At 71.8% G+C, this 25,506-nt stretch carries 21 protein-coding genes and 1 pseudogene; 9 read left to right on the plus strand and 13 right to left on the minus strand.

Annotated features, from left to right (window positions below; genetic code table 11):
- Nucleotides 1-9: 9 nt before the first annotated feature.
- Entirely contained in the window at nucleotides 10-1,764 is a 1,755-nt protein-coding gene (locus K7C20_RS10640; RefSeq protein WP_030088399.1) for an NAD+ synthase, read from the plus strand.
- A 187-nt stretch (nucleotides 1,765-1,951) separates the two neighbouring features.
- On the opposite strand, the gene K7C20_RS10645 is transcribed toward K7C20_RS10640, so the two are convergent.
- The 4 genes from K7C20_RS10645 to K7C20_RS10660 all read right to left on the minus strand — a co-directional run bounded on the left by K7C20_RS10645 (nucleotide 1,952) and on the right by K7C20_RS10660 (nucleotide 6,886).
- A complete protein-coding gene (locus tag K7C20_RS10645; RefSeq protein ID WP_053208851.1) occupies nucleotides 1,952-3,187 on the minus strand; it encodes an MFS transporter in 1,236 nt (411 codons plus the stop codon).
- A gap of 163 nt (nucleotides 3,188-3,350) precedes the next feature.
- On the minus strand, nucleotides 3,351-4,355 hold the full coding sequence (locus tag K7C20_RS10650; protein WP_063754069.1) for an endonuclease/exonuclease/phosphatase family protein: 1,005 nt from the start codon (nucleotides 4,353-4,355) through the stop codon (nucleotides 3,351-3,353).
- Between the two features lie 255 nt (nucleotides 4,356-4,610).
- A complete protein-coding gene (locus K7C20_RS10655) occupies nucleotides 4,611-5,270 on the minus strand; it encodes a TetR/AcrR family transcriptional regulator (protein WP_030088396.1) in 660 nt (219 codons plus the stop codon).
- Complete coding sequence (locus K7C20_RS10660) at nucleotides 5,267-6,886, minus strand: MFS transporter (protein WP_030088395.1); 1,620 nt, start codon at nucleotides 6,884-6,886, stop codon at nucleotides 5,267-5,269. The genes K7C20_RS10655 and K7C20_RS10660 overlap by 4 nt, the downstream gene beginning before the upstream one ends.
- Nucleotides 6,887-7,077: 191 nt before the next feature.
- Between K7C20_RS10660 and panB the strand changes: the two genes are divergently transcribed.
- From panB to K7C20_RS10675, 3 genes are all read left to right on the plus strand, one after another.
- Nucleotides 7,078-7,938 (plus strand): 3-methyl-2-oxobutanoate hydroxymethyltransferase, encoded by an 861-nt coding sequence (gene panB, locus K7C20_RS10665; protein WP_030088393.1) that lies wholly within the window; start codon nucleotides 7,078-7,080, stop codon nucleotides 7,936-7,938.
- 553 nt (nucleotides 7,939-8,491) lie between these two features.
- Entirely contained in the window at nucleotides 8,492-9,520 is a 1,029-nt protein-coding gene (locus K7C20_RS10670; protein WP_030088391.1) for an ATP-binding cassette domain-containing protein, read from the plus strand.
- Nucleotides 9,521-9,593: 73 nt separating this feature from the next.
- A complete protein-coding gene (locus tag K7C20_RS10675) occupies nucleotides 9,594-10,424 on the plus strand; it encodes an ABC transporter permease (protein ID WP_030088389.1) in 831 nt (276 codons plus the stop codon).
- Nucleotides 10,425-10,476: 52 nt separating this feature from the next.
- Here K7C20_RS10675 and K7C20_RS10680 read toward each other — a convergent pair whose 3' ends face one another.
- Nucleotides 10,477-14,124 (minus strand): BTAD domain-containing putative transcriptional regulator, encoded by a 3,648-nt coding sequence (locus K7C20_RS10680; RefSeq protein WP_246655294.1) that lies wholly within the window; start codon nucleotides 14,122-14,124, stop codon nucleotides 10,477-10,479.
- 155 nt (nucleotides 14,125-14,279) lie between these two features.
- Between K7C20_RS10680 and K7C20_RS10685 the strand changes: the two are divergent.
- Nucleotides 14,280-15,084, plus strand: a pseudogene (locus K7C20_RS10685) (site-2 protease family protein).
- A gap of 10 nt (nucleotides 15,085-15,094) precedes the next feature.
- Here the strand turns inward: K7C20_RS10685 and K7C20_RS10690 are convergent.
- The 7 genes from K7C20_RS10690 to K7C20_RS10720 form a co-directional block, all read right to left on the minus strand.
- Nucleotides 15,095-15,304 carry a hypothetical protein gene (locus K7C20_RS10690; protein ID WP_030084550.1) on the minus strand — a complete coding sequence of 70 codons (210 nt, stop codon included), beginning with the start codon at nucleotides 15,302-15,304 and terminating at the stop codon, nucleotides 15,095-15,097.
- A 110-nt stretch (nucleotides 15,305-15,414) separates the two neighbouring features.
- Nucleotides 15,415-16,149: an NADPH-dependent F420 reductase gene (gene npdG / locus K7C20_RS10695; protein WP_053208744.1), complete on the minus strand. Its 735-nt coding sequence runs from the start codon at nucleotides 16,147-16,149 to the stop codon at nucleotides 15,415-15,417.
- Between the two features lie 145 nt (nucleotides 16,150-16,294).
- The gene (locus tag K7C20_RS10700; protein ID WP_030084544.1) at nucleotides 16,295-17,143 is read right to left on the minus strand and encodes a carbohydrate ABC transporter permease; all 849 of its coding nucleotides are present in this window, start codon (nucleotides 17,141-17,143) and stop codon (nucleotides 16,295-16,297) included.
- Complete coding sequence (locus K7C20_RS10705; RefSeq protein WP_030084542.1) at nucleotides 17,140-18,126, minus strand: carbohydrate ABC transporter permease; 987 nt, start codon at nucleotides 18,124-18,126, stop codon at nucleotides 17,140-17,142. Before K7C20_RS10705 ends, K7C20_RS10700 begins: the two co-directional genes overlap by 4 nt.
- Nucleotides 18,123-19,457, minus strand: coding sequence for an ABC transporter substrate-binding protein (locus K7C20_RS10710; protein WP_053208743.1), 1,335 nt, complete (start codon nucleotides 19,455-19,457; stop codon nucleotides 18,123-18,125). Before K7C20_RS10710 ends, K7C20_RS10705 begins: the two co-directional genes overlap by 4 nt.
- Nucleotides 19,454-19,738 (minus strand): hypothetical protein, encoded by a 285-nt coding sequence (locus K7C20_RS10715; protein WP_053208742.1) that lies wholly within the window; start codon nucleotides 19,736-19,738, stop codon nucleotides 19,454-19,456. Before K7C20_RS10715 ends, K7C20_RS10710 begins: the two co-directional genes overlap by 4 nt.
- A gap of 297 nt (nucleotides 19,739-20,035) precedes the next feature.
- Nucleotides 20,036-20,719 (minus strand): FadR/GntR family transcriptional regulator, encoded by a 684-nt coding sequence (locus K7C20_RS10720; protein ID WP_030084535.1) that lies wholly within the window; start codon nucleotides 20,717-20,719, stop codon nucleotides 20,036-20,038.
- A 164-nt stretch (nucleotides 20,720-20,883) separates the two neighbouring features.
- On the opposite strand from K7C20_RS10720, the gene K7C20_RS10725 reads away from it, so the two are divergent.
- From K7C20_RS10725 to K7C20_RS10735, 3 genes are all read left to right on the plus strand, one after another.
- Complete coding sequence (locus tag K7C20_RS10725) at nucleotides 20,884-21,843, plus strand: dihydrodipicolinate synthase family protein (RefSeq protein WP_053208741.1); 960 nt, start codon at nucleotides 20,884-20,886, stop codon at nucleotides 21,841-21,843.
- Between the two features lie 141 nt (nucleotides 21,844-21,984).
- The gene (locus K7C20_RS10730; RefSeq protein WP_053208740.1) at nucleotides 21,985-22,614 is read left to right on the plus strand and encodes a hypothetical protein; all 630 of its coding nucleotides are present in this window, start codon (nucleotides 21,985-21,987) and stop codon (nucleotides 22,612-22,614) included.
- A gap of 205 nt (nucleotides 22,615-22,819) precedes the next feature.
- Nucleotides 22,820-24,157: an MFS transporter gene (locus K7C20_RS10735; protein ID WP_078952953.1), complete on the plus strand. Its 1,338-nt coding sequence runs from the start codon at nucleotides 22,820-22,822 to the stop codon at nucleotides 24,155-24,157.
- Between the two features lie 100 nt (nucleotides 24,158-24,257).
- Here K7C20_RS10735 and K7C20_RS10740 read toward each other — a convergent pair whose 3' ends face one another.
- The gene (locus tag K7C20_RS10740) at nucleotides 24,258-24,497 is read right to left on the minus strand and encodes a hypothetical protein (RefSeq protein WP_030084525.1); all 240 of its coding nucleotides are present in this window, start codon (nucleotides 24,495-24,497) and stop codon (nucleotides 24,258-24,260) included.
- A gap of 66 nt (nucleotides 24,498-24,563) precedes the next feature.
- On the opposite strand from K7C20_RS10740, the gene map reads away from it, so the two are divergent.
- Nucleotides 24,564-25,421 carry a type I methionyl aminopeptidase gene (gene map / locus K7C20_RS10745; protein ID WP_030084523.1) on the plus strand — a complete coding sequence of 286 codons (858 nt, stop codon included), beginning with the start codon at nucleotides 24,564-24,566 and terminating at the stop codon, nucleotides 25,419-25,421.
- Nucleotides 25,422-25,506 lie beyond the last annotated feature (85 nt).

Consider the following 25,506-nt stretch of genomic DNA (forward strand, 5'->3'; position numbering starts at 1 on the left):
ACTGGCGGAGTGCCTCAACTTCGTCTCGCCCTCAACCAGATCGATTCCTGTGTCGGCGATCTCGCCCAGAACGCGGAGACGATCCTGCGCTGGACCCGGCACGCCGCCGACCAGGGCGCACACCTCGTCGCGTTCCCCGAGATGGCACTGACCGGATACCCCGTCGAGGACCTCGCGCTGCGCCCCTCGTTCGTCGAGGCGAGCCGCGGCGCGCTGCGGGCCCTGGCCGGCCGGCTGGCCGATCAGGGCATGGGCGGCCTCCCGGTGATCGTCGGCTATCTCGACCGCGGCGCGCAGGCCAAACCGCGCTACGGCCGCCCCGCGGGCGCCCCGCAGAACGCCGCCGCCGTGCTGTACCGGGGCGAGGTCGCACTGAGCTTCGCCAAGCACCACCTTCCCAACTACGGGGTCTTCGACGAGTTCCGCTACTTCGTCCCCGGCGACACCCTGCCCGTCGTACGGGTGCACGGGGTGGATGTCGCGCTCGCCATCTGCGAGGACCTGTGGCAGGACGGTGGCCGGGTGCCGGCGACACGCAGCGCGGGCGCCGGACTGCTGGTCTCGGTCAATGCCTCGCCCTACGAGCGGGACAAGGACGACACCCGGCTGGAGCTGGTCCGCAAGCGGGCCCAGGAGGCCGGCTGCACCACCGCCTATCTGGCGATGATCGGCGGCCAGGACGAGCTGGTCTTCGACGGCGACTCGGTCGTCGTCGACAAGGACGGCAGCGTGATCGCGCGGGCACCGCAGTTCGCGGAGGGCTGTGTGCTGGTCGACCTGGACCTGCCGGCCGCGGCGCCCGTGCCTCCCTCCGGCGTCCTGGACGACGGGCTGCGCGTCGACCACCTCACTCTCAGCCCCGACCCGCTGCCGCCCTACCCTCCCGAGGGCCCCGGCGGTGTGGCCGAACGCCTCACGGACCTGGAGGAGATCTACACCGCGCTGGTCGTCGGCCTGCGCGCCTATGTCGCCAAGAACGGCTTCCGGAGCGTGGTGCTCGGCCTCTCCGGCGGGATCGACTCCGCGCTGGTCGCCGCGCTCGCCTGCGATGCGCTGGGGGCGGAGCACGTCCACGCCGTGGCGATGCCCTCCCGCTATTCGTCGGAGCACTCGCTCACCGACGCCGCCGAACTCGCGCGCCGTACGGGCCTGTCCTTCCGTACGGTGCCGATCGGCCCGATGTTCGACGCCTACATGGCGGCGCTGCCCCTGACCGGCCTGGCCGAGGAGAATCTCCAGTCGCGGCTGCGGGGCACCACCTTGATGGCCCTCTCCAACCAGGAGGGCCATCTGGTCCTCGCCCCCGGCAACAAGTCCGAGCTGGCCTGCGGCTATTCGACCCTCTACGGCGATTCGGTGGGCGGCTACGGCCCGATCAAGGACGTGTACAAGTCGGTCGTCTACCGGCTCGCCCGCTGGCGCAACCAGGCCGCCGCCGACCGCGGCCAGACCCCGCCCATCCCGGAGAACACCCTCACCAAGCCCCCGAGCGCCGAACTCCGCCCCGGCCAGGTCGACACCGACTCGCTGCCCGACTACGACATCCTGGACCGCATCCTGGAGCTCTATGTCGACCAGGACCGCGGCTGGGGGGACATCACCGCCCAGGGCTTCGACGAGGCGCTGGTGACGCGCGTCCTGCGCATGGTCGACCACGCCGAATACAAGCGCCGCCAGTACCCGCCCGGCCCCAAGATCTCCGCAAAGGGCTTCGGCAAGGACCGCCGACTGCCGATCACGAACCACTGGCGGGAGGGGTCCTGACGGTCGGTCCGCCAGGCCTTCTGAAGGGCGTCGAGCGAGCGGAGTGCCTGCCGGGGCCGCTTGCCACGCGGGACACCGCAGGGCCGGCGACGCCCTCTCGCCCTGGGCGTCCCGCCTTCTCGGCGTCCGGCCGGCAGGCCACCCGATCGCCCCCGGCCGCCCGGTCGTCCGGGCCCGCCGTGGACGGTCAGCCCGTGCGGTCCCCCGCCGGCACCGCCGGGCCGGTGGTGGACTCCGCGTCCGCCCCGCCACTGCGGGCCACGATCCGCGAGGCGTCGTGGGTGCCGCGGTCCAGGAGGCCGGCCGTGACGGCGACGGCCAGACCGAGGGCGGCCAGGACCGCGCCGGCCAGGGTCGGGGACGTCCAGCCCCAGCCGGCCGCCAGCACCAGGCCGCCGATCCAGGCGCCGCCGGCGTTGGCGAGGTTGAAGGCGGACTGGTTGGAGGCGGCGGCCAGGGTCGGGGCCTGCTGGGCCTTGTTCATGACCAGCATCTGGAGGGGCGTGGTGGTCAGGAAGCCGACGGCGCCGATGAGGACGACCGTCACCAGCGCCGCCCATTTCACCTGGGCGGTGAAGTGGAAGGCGGCCAGCACGAGGGCCAGGGCGGCCAGCGAGCCGTACAGGGTCGGGCGCAGGGCCCGGTCGGTGAGCGGGCCCGCGGCGAGTGCGCCGAGGGTCATCCCGATGCCGAAGAGGGCCAGGACCAGCGGGACCGAGCCCGCCGCGAAGCCGGTGACCTCGGTCATCATCGACGCCAGATAGCTGTAGACGGCGAAGATCCCGGCGAATCCGAAGACGGTGGTGAGCAGGCCGAGCAGCACCTGCCGGTTGCCCAGCGCCCGCAGCTCCCGGCCCAGGCCGGTGCGCTCCTCGGCCGGCAGCGGGGGGATCAGCCGGGCCAGGGAGGCCATCGCGACCAGGCCGATGGCGGCCACGATCAGGAAGGTGGCGCGCCAGCCGAGCTGCTGGCCCAGGAGCGTCGCGGCGGGGACGCCGATGATGTTGGCGATGGTCAGGCCGAGGAACATCGTGGCGACCGCGCGGGCCTGGCGGCCCTCGCGCACCAGCCGGGCGGCGACCACCGCGCCCACGCCGAAGAACGCACCGTGCGGGAGCCCGGCGAGCAGCCGGCCCGCGACCAGCAGGCCGAACGTGGGGGCGAGGGCGGACGCGAGGTTGCCGACCGTGAAGACCGCCATCAGGCAGACCAGCATCCGCTTGCGCGGCATCCGGGAGCCGAGGGCGGTCAGGAGCGGGGCGCCGATGACGACGCCGAGGGCGTAGGCGGAGACGAGGTAGCCGGCGGTGGGCACGGAGGTGCCCAGATCGTCCGCGACGTTGGGCAGCAGGCCCATCATCACGAATTCCGTGGTGCCGATACCGAAGGCCGAGATCGCCAGAGCGAGCAGAGCCAAGGGCATGAAAGACCTTTCCAGGGTGTTGCGTGCGGACGTGCACGCAGCGCGCGGACCGTAAGCTTTAAGTTCTCTTACGGAACAAAGTCTCTCAGGCGCAGTATTCCGGCGTGGGAACGGGGCGTTACCGGCCCGCGTCAGATCACCGTCGGCAGTGCGTCGGCGCTGGTCAGATCTTCACCGACGCCGCGACCGGAAGATGGTCACTGCCGGTCGAGGGCATCACCCAGGCCTTGACCGGGGCCATCCCCTTCATCATGATCTGGTCGATCCGGGCCATCGGGAACGCCGCCGGCCAGCTGAAGCCGAAGCCGTCGCCCGCCGCGCCCTGGGCGGAGCGCATCTGGGAGGTGAGCGGCGCCAGCGAGCGGTCGTTCATGGTGCCGTTGAGGTCGCCGAGCAGCACGACCTTCTTCACCGGGTCGGCGGCGATCGCCTCGCCCAGCGCCTTGGCGCTGCCGTCGCGCGGGTTGGCGGTGAAGCCCGCCTTGACGTTGACCCGTACCGACGGCAGATGCGCGACATAGACGGCGATCTTCTGGCCGTCGGCGGCGGTGACGGTGGCCCGCAGCGCGCGGGTCCAGCCGATCTTGATGTCCACCGGCTTCGTGTCGGACAGCGGGCGCTTGCTCCACAGCCCGACGGTGCCCTCGACCGTGTGGTACGGATACGCCTTCGCCAGTCCCTGCCGGTAGACGGGCAGGGCATCGCCGGCCAGCTCCTCCAGCGCCACCACGTCGGCGTCGGAGGCCACGATGTCCCTGGCGGTGGCCGCCGGGTCGGGGTTGTCGGCGTTGACGTTGTGCGTGGCGACCGTGAGGTTGCCGCCGCCGCCGGCCTTGTCGGTGATCTGTCCGCCGAAGAGGCTGACCCAGGCGAAGACGGGCAGCACCAGCGCGACGAGCGCGGTCGCCGAGCGGCGCAGCACCGCGACGACGAACAGCACCGGGATGCCCAGCCCCAGCCACGGCAGGAAGGTCTCCAGCAGACTGCCCAAGTTCCCCACGGCGTTGGGGATCTGAGCGTGCAGCAGCATGACCAGGCCCAGTAGGACGGCGAGCACCGCGAGCACGAGGCCGCGCCGCCACATGCCCTCGGGACGCCACCAGTTCCGCAGGCGTTCGGCCCGGGAACCAGCCTGTCCGGGGTTGTGCCCCTGTCCCGGCTCCGTCATGTATGCCTGCGCCATTTAGCTGTCCTCACTACCTTGCTCCGCTGCGCCTCACCTGTGGTCATCGACCCTAGGCGATGGCCCGTAATGGGCTTTCTTAGAAGTGAGGACGGCGCGGTGACGGGTCGGGGTTCCGGCCACGGGGTTCATGACAGCGGCTGTGACAGAACGGGCATGATCCGGTCATACGGTGGCGCCTGCGCGCGCCGTCCCGCGGGGAGTCCCGCCGCGCCCAACGCCGCCGGAGAGCCGCGGAGTTCAGCCCGCCGCCGCGTCCGCCCCGGGCCGTACGCCCTCCAGGACCATGTCGACGATGTCCGCCGAGAGGCTCTCGGGGAGTTCCTTCCACTCGTGGAGGATGGCGCGGGCCAGCATCGGGCCGACGAAGAGGTCGGCGATGGTCTCCAGGTCGTGGTCGGTGCGGATCTCACCGTTCGCCACACCGCGCCGCAGCACCCCGAGCAGCGCCTCGTGGCGTGCCCGTACGACCGTCTCGTGGTACTCCGCCCAGAGTTCGGGCTGCGCCTGGACATGGCTGACGACGGTGCGCAGCAGTGCGGAGCTGCGCTTGGCGAGTCCGCGGCGGCGCAGGAACTCCAGCAGGGCGACCAGGTCGTCGCGTACCGAGGTGCCGTCCAGCGGCGGGCTCGGGACGTCCAGGGAACGCATGACGTCGAGCATCAGGGCGCTCTTGCCGGGCCAGCGGCGGTAGACCGTGGCCTTGCCGACGCCTGCCTCGCGGGCGATGCGTTCCATGGACAGCTCGCCTATGGAGACACCGTCCTCGATCAGGCGCAGCACGGCCTCGATGATGGCGGAGTCGGCCGCTGCGCTGCGCGGCCGGCCACGGCGCTCGGGGGCTGCCGGACCGGGTCGCTCCCCGGCCGCCACCTCGGAGTCCGCCGCCGCCCGGCTCATCGCTCCACGCCCGCCTTCCGCTCGTCCTGCGGCTCCGCGGCCTGCGGCGCCGGTGCCATTTTGCCCGGCAGGAATGCCATGGCCACCACGGCCCCGATCAGTGCGACCACGACCGAGCCGAGCGCGGTGATGTGCATGGCGTGGATGAAGGCGTCGTCGGCGGCGGCGGTCAGCGACCGGCCGGCCGGTCCCATCGAGTCCGCGAGGCCGTGGGTCGCCTCGATGGATTCACCGGCCGCGTGCCGGGCGGCGGCCGGTACGCCCGGCAGCGCGTCGAGCTTGTCCTGCATGCCGTCGCGGTAGCTCGTCGACAGCAGCGAGCCGAGGACGGCGACGCCGAGGGTGCCGCCGACCTGCCGGAAGACGTTGTTGAGCGCCGAACCGGAACCGGCCTTCTCCAGCGGCAGCGACTGCATGATCGCGACGGTGGCCGGCGGCATGATGTGCGCCATGCCCGCGCCCTGGAGGAAGAAGAGCGCCTCCATGACCCAGATCGGGGTGTCGGTGCCCAGCAGCAGCATGCCCAGCATGGTGACGGCCACCACCAGCATGTTGAACGTGCACGTCGCGCGGGCCCCGTAGCGGTCCACGGCGAGCCGGGCCCGGGGCGCGAAGATCATCTGGGCGGCGGCCAGCGGCAGGAACAGCAGCCCGGCCTGGAGCGGGGTGTAGCCGCGCACGCTCTGGATGTAGAAGACGGTGAAGAACGAGACGCCCATCAGCGCGAAGAAGACCAGCGCGATGGCGGCGATGGCGGCCGAGAAGGCGGGCTTGCGGAAGTAGCTGATGTCGATCGACGGATGGTCGCTGTGCTTCTGGTGCACCACGAAGACGATCAGCACCGCCAGACCGCCGACGATCGTGCCGACCACCTGCGGACCGGTGAAGTCGGCGAGCTGACCGCCCCTGATGATGCCGTAGACCAGCAGCACCAGCCCGACGACGGACAGCAGCACCCCGAGCGGGTCCAACCGGCCGGGGTGCGGGTCCCTGGAGTCGGGTACCAGGATCAGCATCGCGGCCAGCGCGATCAGCACGATCGGCCCGTTGATCATGAAGACCGAGCCCCACCAGAAGTGGTCGAGCAGCAGCCCGCCGGCGATCGGCCCGATCGCGATGGCGATACCCACCCCGCCGGCCCAGATGCCGATCGCCCTGGGCTGCTCCTCGCGCTCGAAGACGTTCATCAGGATGGCGAGGGTGGCCGGCATGACCAGGGCGCCGCCCAGACCCATCACGGCGCGGAAGACGATCAGCTCCGTGGGCGACTGGGAGATACCGGCGAACACCGATCCTGCGCCGAAGACGGCCAGGCCCAGAAGCAGCACCTTCTTGCGGCCGAGGCGGTCACCGAGCAGGCCCGCGGTGAACAGCAGACCGGCGAAGACCAGCGTGTAGGAGTTGATCGCCCACTCCAGCTCGCTCTGGGTGGCACCGAGGCCGGTGGGAGCCGGGGTCGCGATCGTCTTCATGGCGACATTGAGGATCGAGTTGTCCAGCACCACGATCAGCAGGCTGAGCATGAGGGTGGACAGGATCGCCCAGCGGCGGCGGTGGATGCGTTCCGGGATCTGTCGGGCCGGCGCTGCGCCCGGGGTGCTGGAGGAGGTGGCCATGCCGACACCATACGCCTATTTCGATACGGGCCCGTTCCGTATCGAAAAGTAGCACGGACGCGTCTTGTTCTCCTGGGCAGAAGGACCGGCCGCCCCGCTCCCTTTTCCTTTGTGCGTGGGCCGTGCCAGCATGGAGGGGAGTCCGGGGACACCGTCAGGGTGCCTCGAGATGACGAACAGGAGCCGTCACCATGACGCAGCTTTCGCCTGCCCAGAAGCCGGTCGACAAGTCGCTGTACGGAGGCACCAGCTCGCGGCGGATCACCGTCCGCGACATCGCCGCCGCCAAGGAGCGCGGCGAGAAGTGGCCGATGCTCACCGCGTACGACGCCATGACCGCCTCCGTCTTCGACGAGGCCGGAATCCCCGTTCTGCTCGTCGGTGACTCGATGGGCAACTGTCACCTCGGCTACGAATCCACCGTGCCGGTCACCATGGACGAGATCACCCTGCTGTCCGCGGCGGTCGTCCGGGGCACCAAGCGCGCGCTCGTGGTCGGCGATCTGCCGTTCGGCTCGTACCAGGAAGGCGCGGTGCAGGCGCTGCGCAACGCCACCCGGCTGGTCAAGGAAGCGGGAGTGGGCGCGGTCAAGCTGGAGGGCGGTGAGCGCTCCGCCGACCAGGTGGAGCTGCTGGTCTCGTCCGGCATTCCGGTGATGGCGCATGTCGGGCTGACCCCGCAGTCGGTCAACGCCTACGGCGGCTACCCCGTACAGGGCCGCGGCGAGGAGGCGGCCCAGCAGCTGCTGCGGGACGCCAAGGCGGTGCAGGACGCCGGTGCTTTCGCGGTCGTCCTGGAGGCCGTACCCGCCGAACTGGCCGCCGAGGTCACCCGTTCGCTGCACATCCCGACCGTCGGCATCGGCGCCGGGCTGGACTGCGACGCGCAGGTCCTGGTCTGGACCGACATGGCCGGAATGACCGCGGGCCGGGTACCGAAGTTCGTCAAGAAGTACCTCGAACTGCGCGAGCTGCTCGGCGGAGCGGCCAAGGCGTTCGCCGAGGACGTCGTCGGCGGCGCGTTCCCTGCCGGGGAGCACACGTTTCACTAACCGCCCACGTTTTTAGCTTTCCCGCCGTGGTTGTTCGCCGTTGCGCCTGCGGCGGGCGGGTCCGCTGCGCGGGGCTGCGGGTGCGGTGACGGACCTCCGGGGCCTGGTGTGTGGACTGCTTCGCTTTACGCTCCGCCTTTGCTCTTTCTTGGAGCCTTCGGAAGCAGAGCCCCACACACCACGCCCCTCCGGCCCGCCCCCTCCCGTAAGTGGATGGGTGAAACGTGGGTGGGGGCGGGCCACCGACGTGGCCGTTTCCAAATGATCCACAAGCAGCACCGGACCACCTACGCCCACCCCACCGGCCTTCCCCCATCCCCCAACGGGAGGGGACGCGCCGCAGGACGAAGTCCGGAGGAGCGGCACCGCACCCGACAGCCCGCGCAGCGGACCCGCCCGCCGCAGGCGCAACGGCGAGCGCACCGCGCAGCGGGCGACAAACGGCGAGCAACCACCACGGCGGGATAGCCAAAAACGTGGGCCAATAGCCAAGCGCAGCGCGTTGTCGGCGAACTGTCGGTGCGCTGTCGGTGGCGGCTGGCACCTTTGGGGCATGACGCGACAGACGATAACCACCAAGGGCGGCAACGCCGTGGAGGTGCGCGGTCTGGTCAAGCACTTCGGCACGGTCAAGGCCGTCGACGGGGTGGACCTGGACGTGAAGGAAGGCACGGTGCTCGGCGTGCTCGGCCCCAACGGCGCCGGCAAGACGACCCTCGTACGGTGCCTGTCCACCCTCCTTGTGCCGGACTCCGGCAGCGCCTTCGTGGCCGGCTTCGATGTGGTGCGCCAGCCCCGCGCGCTGCGCCGCACGATCGGCCTGACCGGGCAGTACGCCTCGGTCGACGAAAAGCTCTCCGGCTGGGAGAACCTCTACATGATCGGGCGACTGCTCGATCTGCCCCGCAAGGACGCCCGCCGGCGCGCGGACGAGATGCTGGAGCGGTTCTCGCTGACCGAGGCCGCCAAGCGGCCCGCGGCCAAGTACTCCGGCGGGATGCGCCGCCGGCTCGACCTGGCCGCCTCGATGATCGGCCGGCCGGCCGTCCTCTATCTGGACGAGCCGACCACCGGCCTGGACCCCCGCACCCGTAACGAGGTGTGGGAAGAGGTCCAGCGGATGGTGCGCGAGGGCGCGACCGTGCTGCTGACCACCCAGTACATGGAAGAGGCCGAGCAGTTGGCGAACGAGCTGACGGTCATCGACCGCGGCCGGGTGATCGCCGAGGGGCGGGTCGACGAGCTCAAGGCCAAGGTCGGCGGGCGCACGCTCCAGATCCGGCCGTCGGACCCCGGCGAGCTGGAGCGGATGGCGGGCGCCATCGCCCGAGCCGGTCTGGACGGCATCGCGGGCGCCACCGCTGACCACGACGGGGGTGTGGTCAACGTACCGATCATCAGCGACGAGCAGCTGACCGCGGTGGTCAACGTGCTCGGCCGGGAGGGCATCGCGCTCGCCGGGATCAGTACCCATCTGCCCAGCCTGGACGAGGTGTTCCTGGCCATCACCGGCCAGAAGACCTCCGAGGCCGAGGCATCCGAGGACGACAAGGAACAGCAGTACGTGGAGGTATCGGCATGAGCGAGCGCAGCGAGCGAATCATCGAAAGGTGCGTGCCGCGCGCATGCGAGGCCGAGCGGAGCGAGGTTTCAGCATGAGCGCCGCGACGATGACGGCGCCACGGGTGAAGGCCGACGGCGATGAGGGCCGGATCGGCATCCGCGCCAATCTGCGGCACATCGGCGCGCTGGTGCGGCGCAACGCCCTGCAGATCAAGCAGGACCCGGAGTCCATGATGGACGTCCTGCTGATGCCCATCATCTTCATCCTGCTGTTCGTCTATGTCTTCGGCGGCGCCATCGCCGGCAAGGGCCATCAGCAGGATTATTTGCAGAATCTGGTGCCCGGCATGATGGGGATCATGGCGGTGAACATCGCCATGGCGGTGGGCACGGGCGTCAACGAGGACTTCCGCAAGGGCGTCATGGACCGCTTCCGGACGATGCCCATCGCCCGGTCCTCGGTCCTGATAGCCAAGATCGTCGTCGAACTCGGCCGGATGCTGCTCGCCACCGCGATCCTGCTCGGCATGGGCTTTCTGCTGGGCCTGGAAGTCCGGGGCAGCATACTGGCGTTCCTCGGCTCGATCCTGCTGTCGATGGCCTTCTGTGCCGCCATGATGTGGATCTTCATCCTGCTGGGCCTTGCCATGAAGACCCCGCAGGCGGTGCAGGGCGTGGCGATGCTGGTGCTGATGCCGCTCCAGTTCGGCTCGTCGATCTTCGCGCCGCCGACGTCGATGCCCGGCTGGCTGGAGGGCTTCGCCAAGGTCAACCCGCTGTCCAACCTCGCGGACGCGGCCCGCGCGCTGGTCAACCACCACGGTGCCGTGGCGCACCCGACGCTGGTCACGCTCGGCTGGGCGGTCGCCATCACGGCCGTCACCATGCCGCTCGCGGTGGCGAAGTTCCGCAAGAAGACCTGACGCGCGTCCTGCAGGGGACTTCTCTGCGGGACGGCCCTTCGCCCGGCTCGCGTCAGATGAGGGCGGTGGCTTCTCCGATGGAGAGGCCACCGCCTTCGGCGTACGCCTGTGCATAGGCCGTATCGCCCAGCAGCGCCCGCGCGGCCGCCTCGGTACGGGCCCGGTCGTCGCGGATGACCCGCGGCGGGACATGGCTGTTCGCCCGCAGCGCGTCGTACGCCCCCACCAGGCGCGCCGCGTCCCGCCCCGCGGACTCGCCCCGCACCCCCATCAACACCCGCGCACCGGTGAGGAGTTGCAGCACCGGCAGGTCCGGCGCGATCATCTGCGTGAGGGAGTCCTGCATGCGGCCCATGGCCGTCCGGAACCTCGTCAGCAGCTCCTCGTCGCGGTGCCCCTCGTCCAGATCCAGCGAGATCAGCGACATCTCCAGTATCCCGGTGAACAGGTCCGGGGCGCGCGGGCTGAAGATCTCGCGCACCACCTGCAGTTCCGCCCGCGCCTCCTGGCGGGCCCCCTTCATCGTCAGCCACATCGCGAGGGTCAGCCGGGCGAACGGCTCGGTGTCGCGGCCGCAGTTGCCCTTCGCGGCGTCGGCCAGCACCTCGCGCAGCAGCCGCTCGCCGGCCTCCTCCTGGCCGTCCTCGATCAGCACGGCACCCAGGCGGCAGCGCAGCAGCAGGGTCTGACCGTGCGCCCCCACTTTCTCGGCGTGCACCGTCGCCGCCCGGTAGTCGCGCGCCGCGAGCGCGTACGCACCCCGCCTCTCATGGGTTTCGCCGCGCCCCGACAGCGCCTCGGCCGCGCCCCAGGCGTCGCCGATCCGCAGGAACGTGCGCAGCGCTTCGTCGGCATCGCGGGCCGCCTGCGCCAGCCCGCCGGGACGGTCGTTGAGGATCTTCGAGCGGAGCTGGAGGAGGTAGCCCAGCTCCCATTCGTAGCCGAAGTCGCGGCAGGCCTGCACCGCGCTGTCGACGAACACGGCCAGCTCGTCGAACCGCCCGGTGATCATCACCGCGTAGTACCACAGCGCGCCGGGCACCTTGCAGGTCTGCGGCATGCCGGTGCGGTAGACGGTGAGCATCCCGGCCAGCTCCTCCTGCATCGCCGGATCGCGCAGCGCCTCGAAATCGCTGTCCCTGCTGGAGAGCGCGACCAGCCGGACCTCGCGGCGGGCCTCCAGCAGCTGGTCGGGAGCCATCGGCGGGGGGTTGTCGATGGGCCTCTCGTGCAGGTCGGGGGCCGGTTCGGCAGGCGGGGCGAAGGGGTTGGGGCCGAGTGCGCCGACCACCGTCGCCCAGTGGCGTGCGTCGCTGCGGTGGTCGCGCAGCGACCAGAACCACTGGAGGGACAGCACCAGGCACAGCGCCTCGTGCTCGTCCCGTGCGGCGAGGGCGCGGCGCAGCGCGGTGCGCAGGTTGTCGTGCTCCAGCTCCAGCCGCTCCATGCCCGCCCGCTGGCCGGGGCCGCGCAGCAACGGGTCGGTGGTGCGGGCCAGTTCGCGGTAGGCGACGAGGTGGCGGCGCTCGGCACCGCCCCGCTCCCCCGCCTCGTCCAGCCGCTCGCCGGCGTACTCCCCCACCGTCTCCAGCAGCCGGTAGCGCATCTGTGTGTCCGGCGCAGGGGCCGCCACCACCAGTGATTTGTCGATCAGCGAGCCGAGCAGCCCGGCCACCTCGCGCCCGTCGACGCCGTCGCCCGCGCACACCTCTTCCGCGGCGGCCAGATCGCAGCCGCCGGCGAAGACGGACAGCCGGCGCAGCACCGCCCGCTCGGGCTCGTCGGTCAGGTCCCAGGACCAGTCCACGACCGCGCGCAGCGTCTGCTGGCGGGGCAGCAGCGTACGGCTGCCGCTGGTCAGCAGCCGGAAGCGGTCGTCGAGCCGGTCGGCGAGCTGCCGCGGCGAGAGCAACCGCAGCCGGGCCGCGGCGAGTTCGATGGCGAGCGGCAGTCCGTCCAGCCGGCGGCAGATCTCGGTGCAGGCCGCCGCGGTTTCCTCGTCGGCGTCGATACGGAAGCCGGGGCGGGCGGCGGCCCCGCGGTCGGCGAGCAGCCGCAGCGCGACGGGGTCGGGCAGCGGCTCGACCGGCCGCAGCACCTCGCCCGGTACGGCCAGCGGCTCCCGGCTGGTGGCCAGCACCGTCACACCGGGGCAGTCGGCCAGCAGCCGTTCGGCGAGCTCGGCGGCGGCACCGATCACATGCTCACAGTTGTCGAGGACGAGCAGCATCCGGCGTCCCGCGCAGTGCTCGGCGAGCCGGCCGAGCGGGTCCAGGGCGGTCGGGTCGGCGGCGGCCCGCAGGCCGTCCGCTGTGGTGCCGCGGACGACGGTCTCGCGGGCGCCGAGCGCGGTCAGCACCGCCTCGGGCACGGTCTGCGGATCGTCCACGGGCGCCAGCTCGGCCAGCCATACACCGTGCGGCCAGGCGTCCGGCAGCGCGGCCGCGGCGGTCTCCGCGCCCTCCTGCGACAGCCGGGTCTTGCCGGCACCGCCGGGGCCCAGCAGCGTCACCAGCCGGTGCCGGGCCAGATCCGTGCGGATCGCCGCCAGATCGGCGTCCCGCCCGACGAAGGAGGTGAGCCGGGCACGGAGGTTGCCGGGGCGGGGGTGGGCCGGGGTGAGGAAGGGGGCCGGGACGGCCGCGAGGGCGGCGGCGCCGGCGACGGAGCCCGGCCGGTGCGCGGGGCCGGCGCCGTGGGGAGTACCGGTGGGGGCGTGGGGGGCGTGGGGGGCGTGGGGGGCGTGGGTCATTCCCGTGCCGTACGGGTCACCCGTGCCGTACGGGTCACCCGTGCCGTACGGGGTGCCGGTGCCGTACGGGACTCCCGCGCCATTCGAGGTGCCGGTGCCGTACGGGACTCCCGCGCCATTCGAGGTGCCGGTGCCGTACGGGGCGGCGGCCGCGGCTCCCTGGGCCGGGTGTGCATACGGCGGGTGCGCAGGCGGCGGAGCCGTCTCCGGTGGCGGCCGCAGCAGCTCCGCGTGCAGGGCGCGCAGTTCCGGGCCCGGGTCGGCGCCGAGGCGGTCGGCGAGGCCGGTGCGTATCTCCTCGTAGGCCGCCAGTGCCTCCGCCGTGCGGCCCGCGGCGCGCAGCGCACGCAGCCGCAGCGCCTGGAGCGGCTCGTCCAGCGGATGGTCCCGGCACAGCGCGACGAGGGTGGGCAGCGCGCCCTCGGCCCGGCCGAGGGCCAGGTCGGCGGCGAGGCGGGTGCGCTGGGCGTCCAGCCGGCGGCTCTCGGCGCGGGCCGCCTCGACGCCCGCGTCGGGGAGATCGGCGAGGGCCGGGCCGCGCCAGAGCGCCAGGGCCTCGTCCAGCAGGGCGGCGGCGCCCGACGGGTCAGCGGCGACGAGTGCCCGGCCGCCCTCGGTCGCGAGCCGTTCGAAACGGTGCAGGTCGACGGCGTCGGGCTCGGCGCACAGCCGGTAGCCGCCGTCGGCCGAGACGACCGCGGCATGCCCCAGGGCACGGCGCAGCCGGCCGACCAGTGCCTGGAGCGCACCGGCCGCGTCGGCGGGCGGGTCCAGGTGCCAGATGTCGGCGATCAGCACGTCCGGGGACAGCGCCCGCCCGGGGCGCAGCGCGAGGGCGGCGAGCAGCGCGCGCAGGCGTGGCCCGCCGAGCGCGACGGGGGTGCCGTCGGCCCGGTCGGCCTGGGTGGTGCCGAGAATTCCGTAGCGCACCGGCCCATTGTCGTTCAAGGCCGGACTCCGCAGGCGCCGGGCGTCGTTTTCGGTCACGGGTCCTGGGCAGGGTTCCGTGAGCGAGCCCGTCGGCACGGAACCGATGCGCCGGCCGCCGTGACGCGGTTACGGTCAGGGCTGCCCCTCACCAGACCCCCCGGGAGCCCCGCACCATGACCACAGCAATCCGACGCGCCGACCGCCGCATCAGCCCGGTCTTCCTCGCGCTCGTCGCCGTCATGGCGGGGTCGGGATGGGCGGTGTGGAGCGGAGCGGTCCCCGGCTACACCGGCTTCGCGGTGTTCTTGTTCGTGGTGTCCGGCTGGGTGGTGTCGCTGTGCATGCACGAGTACGCACACGCCCGCACCGCGCTGCACAGCGGCGACATCTCGGTGGAGGCCAAGGGCTATCTGACGCTGAACCCGCTGAAGCACCCATGCGCTGCTCAGCATCGTGCTGCCGGTGATCTTCGTGATCATGGGCGGGATCGGGCTGCCGGGCGGCGCGGTGTTCATCGAACGCGGCCGGATCCAGGGCCGCTGGCGGCACAGCCTGATCTCGGCGGCCGGGCCGCTGACCAACATCGTGTTCGCGGCGGTCTGCACGGCGCCGTTCTGGCTGAACGGGCTGGCGGGCGTGCCCGCTCCGTTCCGTTTCGCGCTGGCGTTCCTGGCGCTGCTCCAGGTGACCGCCGCGATCCTGAATTTCGTGCCGGTGCCGGGCCTGGACGGCTACGGGGTGATCGAGCCGTGGCTGTCGCACAAGCTGCGGCGGCAGGTGGAGCCGTTCGCACCGTTCGGACTGCTGGCGGTCTTCGGGCTGCTGTGGGTCCCGGAGGTCAACCAGGTGTTCTTCGAGCTGGTGAACACGGTCCTGCGCGGGCTCGGCGTCTCCGCGATCGACACCTACCTCGGCCACGAGTTCTTCCGCTTCTGGCAGGGCGAGCCGCAGCTGCCGCAGACCGGCGGCCTCTTCTGACGGGCCGGGCTCAGCCGGCCTGCTGCGCCCGCTGCACCTTCGCCCGGCGCATGTAGAACCACGCCATGTTGCTGGAGATGCCCGCCAGCAGGATCCAGACGATGCCGAAGAAGCTGCCCGCGACGAACGCGACGACGGCCGCGGCGACCGAGAGGACACACACGGCGAGGGCCATGAGAGCGAGCCGGCGGCCCGGGCCGGGCGGGGGCAAGAGGGGCATGGGAGCGGCTCCTGTCGGGAGTGGTGCGGTCCTCCCCAGTGTCCCCCATGCCCCGTGTGCGCCGGTCATCGGTCCGTCGGCGACCGCCACCGGCGCCGCGGACGGACGGCTCAGACGTCGGTGATGCGCAGCCCCGCGTGCGCCTTGTAGCGCCGGTTGACCGAGATCAGGTTGGCGACCAGCGACTCGACCTGGTGGGCATTGCGCAGCCGGCCGGCGAAGACACCGCGCATGCCGGGGATGCGGGCGGCCAGCGCCTGCACCAGGTCGGTGTCGGCGCGGGACTCGCCGAGAACCATCACATCGGTGTCGATCTGCTCGGTCTCCGGGTCCTGGAGCAGCACCGCGGACAGATGGTGGAAGGCGGCGGTGACCCGGGCCTCGGGCAGCAGGGCCGCGGCCTGCTCGGCGGCACTGCCCTCCTCCGGCTTGAGCGCGTAGGCGCCCTTCTTGTCGAAGCCGAGCGGGTTGACGCAGTCGATGACGAGCTTGCCGGCCAGCTCCTCGCGGAGCGCCTGGAGGGTCTTGGCGTGGCCCTCCCACGGCACGGCGACGATCACGACATCGCTGCGCCGGGCGCAGACGGCGTTCTCCTCGCCCTCGATGCCCAGGCCGAGTTCGCCGGCGGCGGTCTGTGCGCGCTCGGCGGCCCGGGAGCCGATGATCACCTTCTGGCCGGCCCGGGCGAGCCGGTAGGCCAGTCCGCGGCCCTGGTCTCCGGTGCCGCCCAGGACACCGACCACCAGGCCGGAAACGTCCGGGAGGTCCCAGGGGTCGCGCTTGAGGGCGGCCTTCGCGCGGGTCGCGGCGTTCGGGGAGAACCGGGCATCATCAGGAGTAGTCATGACAGCGATCCTGTCACGCATGGACGGCGAGCCGGCCAGTCCCTCCACAGTGATCCGGTCCTGCCGTCACGACGATCCCGTCGTACGTGTGCACACACCCGTCATCCGGTCACGGACGAACCGGTCATGCCGTGACCGCGGACCGTCACGCCTTCACACTGCCCTCGGTCAGGCCTGTGCGCCAGTAGCGCTGGAGCACCGTCATCAGCACCATCAGCGGCACCACGGACAGAAAGGCGCCGCCCACCGTGTACTGGTAGAGCACCGGTTGGCGGTCGGCGTAGCCGGTCCAGGAGGTCAGGCCCAGCTGGATCGGATAGAGGTCGGAGTCCGAGAGCATCACCAGCGGCAGGAAGTAGTTGTTCCAGATGTGCACGAACTGGAACAGGAAGACCGTCACCAGCGCCGGGGTCATCAGCCGCAGCCCGAGCCCGCCGAAGATCCTGGCCTCGCCCGCACCGTCGATCCGGGCCGCCTCCAGCAGCGAGTCCGGGACCGCGGCCGCCGCGTAGATCCGGCACAGATAGACGCCGAACGGGCTGACCACGCTGGGGATCAGCACCGCCCAGTAGGTGTTGGACAGACCCATCGCGCTGAAGAGGAAGTAGAGCGGCAGGGCCAGCGCGGTGCCGGGGATCAGCACCCCGGCGAGCACCACGTTGAAGACCGCCTCCCGGCCGCGGAACGGGAATTTGGCCAGCGCATAGCCGGCCGATGCGGACAGCAGGGTGGCGCAGACCGCGCCGGCCCCGGCGTAGAAGAGGGAGTTGGCGAACCAGCGGGCGTAGACGCCGTGGTCGTAGGTGAGGACGGCGACGAGGTGGTCGACGGGGTGCGGATGGTCGGAGAACCAGAAGCCGAACGTGCCGAAGAGGTCGGCGCTGTTCTTGGTGGCGGAGACCACCAGCCAGTAGACGGGCACCAGGAAGTAGAGCGCGGCGACGGTCAGCAGCGAGGCGGTGATGATCCGGTGGCGGACCGGGGGCCGGGTCATCTGTGCCCCTTGGCGCGCCCGCCGGCCAGCCGCAGGAAGCCGAACGACAGCACGCACGCCACCACCGCCAGCAGCACCGCCTCGGCCGCCGCCACATGCTGGTTGTTGCCGACGAACGCCTCGCTGTAGGCGTGCAGGTTGGGCGTGAAGCCGGAGTCGATGGAGGAGGCCAGCGGGCGCAGCACCATGGGTTCGGCGAACAGCTGGAGAGTGCCGATGATGCTGAAGACGGTGGTGAGCACGAGCGCCGGCCGGATCAGCGGGAGCTTGATGTGCCGGGCGACCTGCCAGGCGCCCGCCCCGTCGATCCGCGCCGCCTCGTACAGCTCCCCCGGTACGGCCTTGAGCTGGGCGATCAGCACCAGCATGTTGTAGCCGGTGAACTGCCAGGTGACGATGTTGGCGATGGACCACAGGACGGTGCCGCGGGAGAGGAAGTCGACGTCCCAGCCCACAAAATCGGCGGTCTTCACCAGCGGGCTGATGCCCGGGACGTACAGGAACCCCCACAGGATCGAGGCGATCACTCCGGGCACGCCGTACGGCAGGAAGAAGGCGCTGCGGAAGAAGGCGACCCCGCGGGCGCTCGCGCTCTCCAGCAGCAGCGCAAGGGCGGTGGCCAGCACGATCATCAGCGGGATCTGGACGGCGCCGAAGAGCAGCACCCGGCCGAAGCCGGTCAGGAACCGGTCGTCGGCGAGCGCATGGGCGTAGTTGGCGAGGCCGGCGAAGGTCTCCTGTTCCCTGCCGCCGAGGCCGAGCGGTCCGGCGCGTTCGGTCTTCTGGAGGCTCTGGTAGAGGGCGTAGCCGATCGGGGCGATGAAGCAGAGGCCGAAGAGGGCGAGGAAGGGCAGGACGAACCCTGCCGCGGCGCGGGCGTTGCGGGCCTCGGTGCGGGAGGCGCGGCGCGGGCGGCTGCCGGTGTCCTTGCGCGCCCGTTTCCGTACGGCCGGCTCCGGCCGGCTCAGCGTGTCCCGGCTCACCCGCCGCTCTCCGCCTTCAGGCCCTTGTCCTTGAGGTCGGCGAGGGTCTGGCGCTGCACCTTCGTGAGGACGGAGCGGAAGGAGCTGCCGTCGGCGAGCGCATCGGTGAAGGCGTCGCCGAGCCGCTGGTAGAGGGTGTCCACGCCGGGTCCCCACCGCCAGCTGGTGTCCACATGCGCTCCGGCGTCCGCGAAGACCTTGCTGTACGCCTGGCCGCCGAAGAAGTCCTTGTCGACATCGAGGTCGGTGGTGGCATAGCCCTTCTTGGCGCTGGGGAAGCCGTAGCCGCCGTCGATCAGCAGCGCGATCGGCTCGGGGTCGGTGTTGAGCCAGACGGCGAAGTCCAGGGCGTCCTTGGGGTAGCTCGCCCCGGCGAAGACGGCGGTGGTCGAGCCGCCCCAGTTGGCGAAGGCCTGCTCGCCCGCCTTCCACTGCGGCAGCGGCGCGGCCCGCCACTTCCCCTTGGTGTCCGGCGCGTTGCCGACCAGTAGGGCATCGCCCCAACTCGCGCCCACCCAGGACGGGATGGCACCGGTCTGGAGATCCTTGTACCAGGCGTTCTGCCGGTCCGGGATGGTCTTGACCAGCTTCTGCCTGACGAGGGATTCCCAGTAATCGGCGACCCTGCGGGTGGGTTCGTCGTCGATGTGCACGATCCAGGTGTCGCCGTGCGTCCCGTACCACTTGGCGCCGGCCTGCCAGGCGAGGCCGGAGAAGCGGTTTCCGTTGGTGGGGGCGAAGGTCTCGATCCAGGCGCCCTTCTTGCGGACGGCCTTGGCGGCGGTCTCGTACTCGTCCCAGGTCCGCGGCGTCCGCACCTCCCACTTGTCGAAGAGGTCCTGGCGGAGGAACAGCCCCATCGGCCCGGAGGCCTGCGGGATGGCGTAGACGCCCTTGCCGAAGACGGACTGCTGCCACTGCCAGCCGAAGAACTTGTTCCTGTGGCGGGCGGCGCCGAGCGGGGCGAGATCGAGCAGCCCGTTGTCGAGCAGGAAGCCGGGGACGACGGGGAATTCGATCTGGCCCAGGTCGGGCGGGTTGCCGGCCTTGATGGCGGCGTGCATCTTCGCGTACTGCTGGCCGTTGACGGCCGATACCTTCTCGACCTTGACCTGCACCTCGGGATTCTTGCGGTTCCACAGGTCGACGGGCTTGTCGATGCCCGGCACCCAGGACCAGAAGGTCAGCTGGATCTTCTGCCCCTTCTTGCGCTCCCGGGGCGCGTTGCCGTCGCCGTCCCCGCTGTCGCCGCAGCCGGCGAGCGCGAAGCCGGCGGCGAGGGCGGCCGCCCCGCCCAGGACCGTTCTGCGGTGCACGGTGTTGCTCGTCATACCGGCTCCTCCACGGGGATGCGGCGGAAGGTGATCGTCGAGTACGCGCTGAAGCCGCCCTTCCCGTGGAGCGGTCCGACGCTCCCGCGGTCGAGGCATACGGGGCCGGAGCAGGCGGCCGGGAGCCTGGCGGGGGCGGGCGCGTTCCGCGGGGCCGGGCCGCTGCCGCGGCCGCGGCCGGTGCGGCGGGACAGCGGGGCGCGGGCGGCCGGCTGCGCGGGACCGGGGCCGGCGTCCTTTTCGGTCCCGGCCCGGTACGGCACTGAGCTCTCGTACGCCATGGGTCACCCCCAACGGGCAAGGACGTAGGACGTCCCTTGTCCTGCGGCGACCATAGGGAGTGCCCAACTGACCGTCAAGGCACCGCACATGGCACCTTTCCGTGTGGGCAAAGGCACCGTCGACTCAGAGTGAAATCCCGGTGAACGGGCGTGGCGGCGCCCATGAGGGCGCCCGTCAGGCACGCTTGCGCCGCCACTCGGCCCGCCGCACTTCCGTCGTTACCCGGTCAGCCGCGCTTCCGCCACCACTCGGCCCGCCGCACTTTCGTCACTGCTCGGTCAGCCGCGCTGCCGCCGCTACTCGGTCAGCCGGCGCCGGATGCCGTCGAAGTGCCGGTGTATCGCCTCCACGGCGCGGTCGCCGTCGCCCGCCTCCAACGCGTCCACGATCTCCTTGTGCTGACGGTACGTCACGTCGGGATCGGGGCCGTCGTCGGAGAGGTCCTCGCGCACCCGGCGCAGCGCCGCCCAGAATGCGTCCAGCACCTCGCTCAGCAGATGATTGCCCATCGAGCGGTACAGGGCGAGATGGAAGGCCCGGTCGGTGTCGCTCAGCACCTGCCCGCCGCGCGCCTCCTCCGCCATCCGCTGCACCAACCCCTTGAGGACGGCGAGGTCCTCGGCGGGCAGGTTGCGGGCGACGGTGCCGATCAGGCCCGCCTCCAGCGCCTCGCGGACCTCCATCAGCTCGTACAGGCTCGACTCGCCCTGGTGGTGGCGGACCGCGGCACGGAAGGCGACGCCCTCGACGAACGGCTCCAGGGTGAGGGGGCCGACGTAGGTGCCGAAGCCGTGCCGGATCTCCACGATGCGCATGGCCTGAAGCGCCTTGAGCGCCTCGCGCACCGAGTTGCGGCTGACGTCGAGCAGGCCGACCAGTTCGGCCTCGGTGGGCAGCGGATCGCCCGGCGTCAGTTCGCGCTGGAGGATCAACTGCTTGATCTGCGCCTGCACATCCTCGGCCATCGTCCCTCGCGCCATGGAATCTCCCTCTCCCGCTCCCACGCCTGCCGTGCCGCCGGCCCGTCCGCCACCGCCCCTGCCGGGGCCGCGGATCCTTGACCGACCGCCTGTGAACAGGTCTATTGTGCTCGACATAGGACATCCCATGTCCTATGTCTGACTCGGAGCCCCCCGGAGCCCCCATGGCACTGCCCGCACCCCTGCACGGCGTCATCCCACCGGTCTGCACCCCCCTCGGCCCGCGCGGCGAGATCGACACCGCCTCGCTGGCCCGCCTGGTGAACCACCTCATCGACGGCGGGGTACACGGGCTGTTCGCCCTCGGCTCCACCAGCGAGGTCGCCTACCTCACCGACGCCCAGCGCGGCACCGCACTGGAAGCCGTCCTCAAGGCCGCCGACGGCAGGGTCCCGGTGCTCGCCGGCGTCATCGACACCACCACGCCCCGGGTGCTCGACCACGCCCGGACCGCCGCCGCCCTCGGCGTCGACGCCCTGGTCGCCACGGCGCCCTTCTACACCCGCACCCATCCCCGGGAGATCGCCGCGCACTTCCGTCACCTCCGCACGGCCGTGGACCTCCCGCTGTTCGCCTACGACATCCCCGTCGCCGTGCACAGCAAGCTGCCCCCGTCACTGGTGCGGGAGCTGGCCGAGGACGGCACCCTCGCCGGCCTCAAGGACAGCAGCGGCGACGAGGGCTCGCTGCGCCGTCTGATCGTCGAACTCGGCGGCCGCACCGCCCGGCACACCGGCCCCGCCCCCGGTTTCGCGGTCCTCACCGGCTCCGAACTGACCGTGGACGCCGCCCTGCTGGCCGGCGCCGACGGCGTCGTCCCCGGCATCGGCAACGTCGACCCGGCGGCCTACGTACGCCTCTACGACGCCGCCCGGTCCGGCGACTGGGAGCGGGCGGCCGCCGAACAGGAGCGTCTGGCCGCCCTGTTCGCCATGGTCGACGCCGGCCCCGAGGCCGAGATGGGCCGCAGCTCCTCCGCACTGGGCGCGTTCAAGGCGGCGCTCCATCTCCTCGGCGTGATCGACGGGGGCACCACCGCCTTCCCACAGCGCCCGCTGAGCGAAGAGGCCGTGGCAGAGGTTGGACGTCGGCTCTCCGCCGCCGGCCTGCCGCCCGTCCGGTAGAGACCCCGGCGGGCCGGCCGGGACGGCAACGGGCCGGGCGGCGCGCGCCTACCGTCCCGGCCGTCCGCCCCACCTCCCGTACGGGTGACGCTCGTTGAAACGGCAACCGGAAGGTGCCGCCCTGGGGCAGGATGCCGGGCCATGGATGCCGTACGGGTCGCCCTGCTGCGTGAGGTGCTCGCCGGGACCGAGTGGGTGCAGGCCACCCGCCGCTTCGCGGGGACGCTGCGCGGTGCCGTCGCCCCGCACGGCGGGGGGCTGTTGCTGGTCGGCAGCGCCGCGTACGAGCCCTGGCATCTGGCCGCCCATCTCGACGACGAGGCCGCCTGGTCGGGCCTGCCCGAGCTGTCGCCGACCCTGGTGCGCCATCGTGTCCCCGGCGGAGCGCCGCCCCATCTGGCGGTGGGGCTCGGCCGGTTGGCGGCGGCCGGGCGCGGCGAGACCCTGCTGGTCGTCACGCCGGAGCAGCCGGGCGCCGGGCTGCTGGAGCGGGTGCACGACGCCCGCCGCAACGGCGCGACGGTGCTCGCCCTGGACGGCGGCGACCGCGATCTGCACGCCCTGGCCCATGACGCCCTCGCCGCGCCCCCGGCCGTGCCCGACGGTGCGGACGAGCCGCCCGCGGACCTCGACCTCGACACGGTCCAGCATCTGGTGAGCGCGGCCGCCGGGGAGAACAGCCTGCCCGCGCCCCGAGGTCACCGCCGCTTCCGCGACCGGCTGGCCCGCCTCGCCGACGGACTGACCGCCCCGCCGCCGCCTCGCTGGTAGCCCGCGAGGCCCGCCCCGCAGGCCGGTGAAAACCCTTTGCGCCGCCCCGCGTCCGCGCGCACGATGGTGCACCGTGACTTCGGACGGCCCGCTTCCTCCCCCCGCATCCCCTTCACCTGGTTCACCCGATTCATCTGGTTCACCTGACTCACCTGGCTCATCCGGTTCGCCCCCTGCGCCTCGCGCACGCCGACGCCTCTCCGCGCTGCTGCCGGATCTGGCCCCCTGGCGCTGCTCGCGCGACTTCCGGCTGCTGTGGTGCGCGGGTGCGGTCACGGTCTTCGGCAGCTCGCTGTCCTTCGTGGCCCTGCCGCTCCAGCTGAAGGAGCTGACCGGCTCCACGCTCGCGGTCGGGGCCCTGGGCGCGGTGGAGCTGGTCCCGCTGATCGTCTTCGGTCTCTACGGCGGGGCACTCGCGGACTCCTTCGACCGCCGTCGGCTGGTCCTGTGGACCGAGGCCGCGCTGGGCCTGGTCTCCGTGCTCCTGCTGCTCAACAGCCTGCTGCCGCACCCGGTGGTGTGGCCGCTGTATGCGGCCGCGGCGGCGACCAGCGCGCTGACCGGTCTGCAACGGCCGGCCCTGGACGCGATCGTGCCGCGGATCGTCCCGCACGAGCAGCTCGCCGCGGCCGCCGCCCTGAACGCGCTGCGCTGGCAGATCGGCGCGATCGCCGGGCCCGCGCTGGCCGGCGGGCTGCTGGCCCTTGCCGGGCTGCGCTGGGCGTACGCCATCGACGCGGTCACCTTCGTGCTCTCGGTGCTGCTCGCCCTGAAGCTGGCGCCGTCGCCCGCCTCGCACGACGCCGAGAAACCGTCGCTGCGCGGGATCGCCGAGGGCGCGCGCTACGCCTGGAGCCGCAAGGAGCTGCTCGGCACCTACGCCATCGACGTCCTCGCGATGCTCTTCGCCTTCCCGCTGGCGATCTTCCCGTTCCTCGCCGACGATCTCGACGCCCCCTGGGCCCTGGGGTTGATGTACGCGGCGCTGCCGGCCGGCTCCCTCCTGGTGAGCCTGACCAGCGGCTGGACCTCACGGATCCACCGGCAGGGCCGCGCGATCGCGCTGGCCGCCGCGAGCTGGGGGCTGGCGATGGCGGCGGCCGGGCAGCTGCGCAACGTCTGGCTGGTGCTGCTCCTGCTGACCGTGGCCGGTGCCTGCGACATGGTCAGCGGCATCTTCCGCTCGGCGATGTGGAACCAGACCATCCCCGACGAACTGCGCGGCCGGCTGGCAGGTATCGAGCTGCTCTCGTACTCGGCGGGCCCGCAGCTGGGCCAGGTCCGGATCGGCGGCATGGCGGCGCTGACGAGCGTACGGGCGTCGGTGTCGTGGGGCGGGCTGCTGTGCTTCGCGGGGGTCGGGCTGCTGGCGCTCGGGCTGCCGAAGCTGATGGCGTACGACGCCAGGACCGATGAGCATGCCCGGCGGATGCGGGAGCGCCGGGCCGCCGTTGCCGGGCCACCGGACGGCGAGGGTGCGCGCGGCGTCGAGGGTGCCGGTCCGGCCGCGCAGACCCCAAACGCGGACCCGGCGACGGCGTGAGGCCAGGGACGCGGCGGGGACGCCTACCGGGCCCGCCGCCCCGGACGTCCGTCCCGCAAGCCCTGGCCTTCCGCCCCGCCGCCCTAGGGGGAGGTACCCCCTAGGCGTCCGCCCCGCCGCTCTTGCCCTTCTGCGGGTCGTCGTGCCACTTGGGGTCGGTCTCCCACTCCAGATTCCGCTCCTGGGCGGTCTCCATGGCGTGGGAGGCCTCCTCGCGGGTGTCGTACGGGCCGAGGCGGTCGGCGGCCCGGCACTGGGGCCCCTCCTCGACCGTCCGGTGCTCGAGGCAGTAGAACCACTCGCCGGGCTTGCCGACCGTACGCCTCTTGAACAGCGCCATTGCCGCCTCCTGTGGATGCTTCTGTGCCACCATCCTGCCCGACGGCCCGCGGATACACTCGCTGGCATGTCTGGCCAGTCGCTTCTTGTCCCGGGGAAGATCTCCCCCACCCGCCCCGTCCCTGCCTCGATCCCGCGCCCCGAGTACGTCGGGAAGGACGCGCCCACCCCTTACACGGGGCCCGAGGTGCAGGACGCCGAAACGATCGAGCGGATGCGGATCGCCGGCCGGATCGCCGCCCAGGCGATGGCGGAGGCCGCCAAGCTGATCGCGCCGGGCGTGACGACCGATGAACTGGACCGGGTCGCCCATGAGTTCATGTGCGACCACGGCGCCTATCCGTCCACGCTCGGCTACCGCGGTTTCCCCAAGTCCCTGTGCTCCTCGCTCAACGAGGTCATCTGCCACGGCATCCCGGACTCGACCGTCCTCAAGGACGGCGACATCGTGAACCTGGACGTCACCGCGTACATCAACGGCGTGCACGGCGACAACAACGCCACCTACCTGTGCGGCGAGGTGGACGAGGAGTCCACGCTGCTCGTCGAGCGCACCCGTGAGGCGCTCAACCGCGCGATCAAGGCCGTCAAGCCGGGCCGCCAGATCAACATCATCGGCCGGGTCATCGAGTCCTACGCCAAGCGCTTCGGCTACGGAGTGGTCCGTGACTTCACCGGTCACGGCATCAACTCCTCCTTCCACTCCGGTCTGATCGTTCCGCACTATGACAGCCCGCACCACACCACCGACATCAAGCCCGGCATGACCTTCACGATCGAGCCGATGCTGACGCTGGGGTCCTACGACTACGACATGTGGGACGACGGCTGGACGGTGGTGACCAAGGACCGCAAGCGGACCGCGCAGTTCGAGCACACCTTGGTGGTCACGGACACGGGGGCGGAGATCCTCACGCTGCCCTGACGGGAGCGGGAGCGGGGGCGAGAGCGAGAGTGGGAACCTTTTACCGACAGGGCGTCGGGAACAGGGGTAGGCTCGTTACCGACAG

Origin of the sequence: Streptomyces decoyicus (assembly GCF_019880305.1) — a bacterium.
In the GTDB taxonomy this organism is placed as follows: Bacteria; Actinomycetota; Actinomycetes; order Streptomycetales; family Streptomycetaceae; genus Streptomyces; species Streptomyces decoyicus.

Excerpts from the sequence above, each read along its gene's own strand:
- K7C20_RS10645 (WP_053208851.1), bottom strand. The coding sequence starts at position 3,187 with ATGCCCTTGGCTCTGCTCGCTCTGGCGATCTCGGCCTTCGGTATCGGC.
- K7C20_RS10650 (WP_063754069.1), bottom strand. The coding sequence starts at position 4,355 with ATGACGGAGCCGGGACAGGGGCACAACCCCGGACAGGCTGGTTCCCGG.
- K7C20_RS10655 (WP_030088396.1), bottom strand. The coding sequence starts at position 5,270 with ATGAGCCGGGCGGCGGCGGACTCCGAGGTGGCGGCCGGGGAGCGACCC.
- K7C20_RS10660 (WP_030088395.1), bottom strand. The coding sequence starts at position 6,886 with ATGGCCACCTCCTCCAGCACCCCGGGCGCAGCGCCGGCCCGACAGATC.
- panB (WP_030088393.1), top strand. The coding sequence starts at position 7,078 with ATGACGCAGCTTTCGCCTGCCCAGAAGCCGGTCGACAAGTCGCTGTAC.
- K7C20_RS10670 (WP_030088391.1), top strand. The coding sequence starts at position 8,492 with ATGACGCGACAGACGATAACCACCAAGGGCGGCAACGCCGTGGAGGTG.
- K7C20_RS10675 (WP_030088389.1), top strand. The coding sequence starts at position 9,594 with ATGAGCGCCGCGACGATGACGGCGCCACGGGTGAAGGCCGACGGCGAT.
- K7C20_RS10690 (WP_030084550.1), bottom strand. The coding sequence starts at position 15,304 with ATGCCCCTCTTGCCCCCGCCCGGCCCGGGCCGCCGGCTCGCTCTCATG.
- npdG (WP_053208744.1), bottom strand. The coding sequence starts at position 16,149 with ATGACTACTCCTGATGATGCCCGGTTCTCCCCGAACGCCGCGACCCGC.
- K7C20_RS10700 (WP_030084544.1), bottom strand. The coding sequence starts at position 17,143 with ATGACCCGGCCCCCGGTCCGCCACCGGATCATCACCGCCTCGCTGCTG.
- K7C20_RS10710 (WP_053208743.1), bottom strand. The coding sequence starts at position 19,457 with ATGACGAGCAACACCGTGCACCGCAGAACGGTCCTGGGCGGGGCGGCC.
- K7C20_RS10715 (WP_053208742.1), bottom strand. The coding sequence starts at position 19,738 with ATGGCGTACGAGAGCTCAGTGCCGTACCGGGCCGGGACCGAAAAGGAC.
- K7C20_RS10720 (WP_030084535.1), bottom strand. The coding sequence starts at position 20,719 with ATGGCGCGAGGGACGATGGCCGAGGATGTGCAGGCGCAGATCAAGCAG.
- K7C20_RS10725 (WP_053208741.1), top strand. The coding sequence starts at position 20,884 with ATGGCACTGCCCGCACCCCTGCACGGCGTCATCCCACCGGTCTGCACC.
- K7C20_RS10730 (WP_053208740.1), top strand. The coding sequence starts at position 21,985 with ATGGATGCCGTACGGGTCGCCCTGCTGCGTGAGGTGCTCGCCGGGACC.
- K7C20_RS10740 (WP_030084525.1), bottom strand. The coding sequence starts at position 24,497 with ATGGCGCTGTTCAAGAGGCGTACGGTCGGCAAGCCCGGCGAGTGGTTC.
- map (WP_030084523.1), top strand. The coding sequence starts at position 24,564 with ATGTCTGGCCAGTCGCTTCTTGTCCCGGGGAAGATCTCCCCCACCCGC.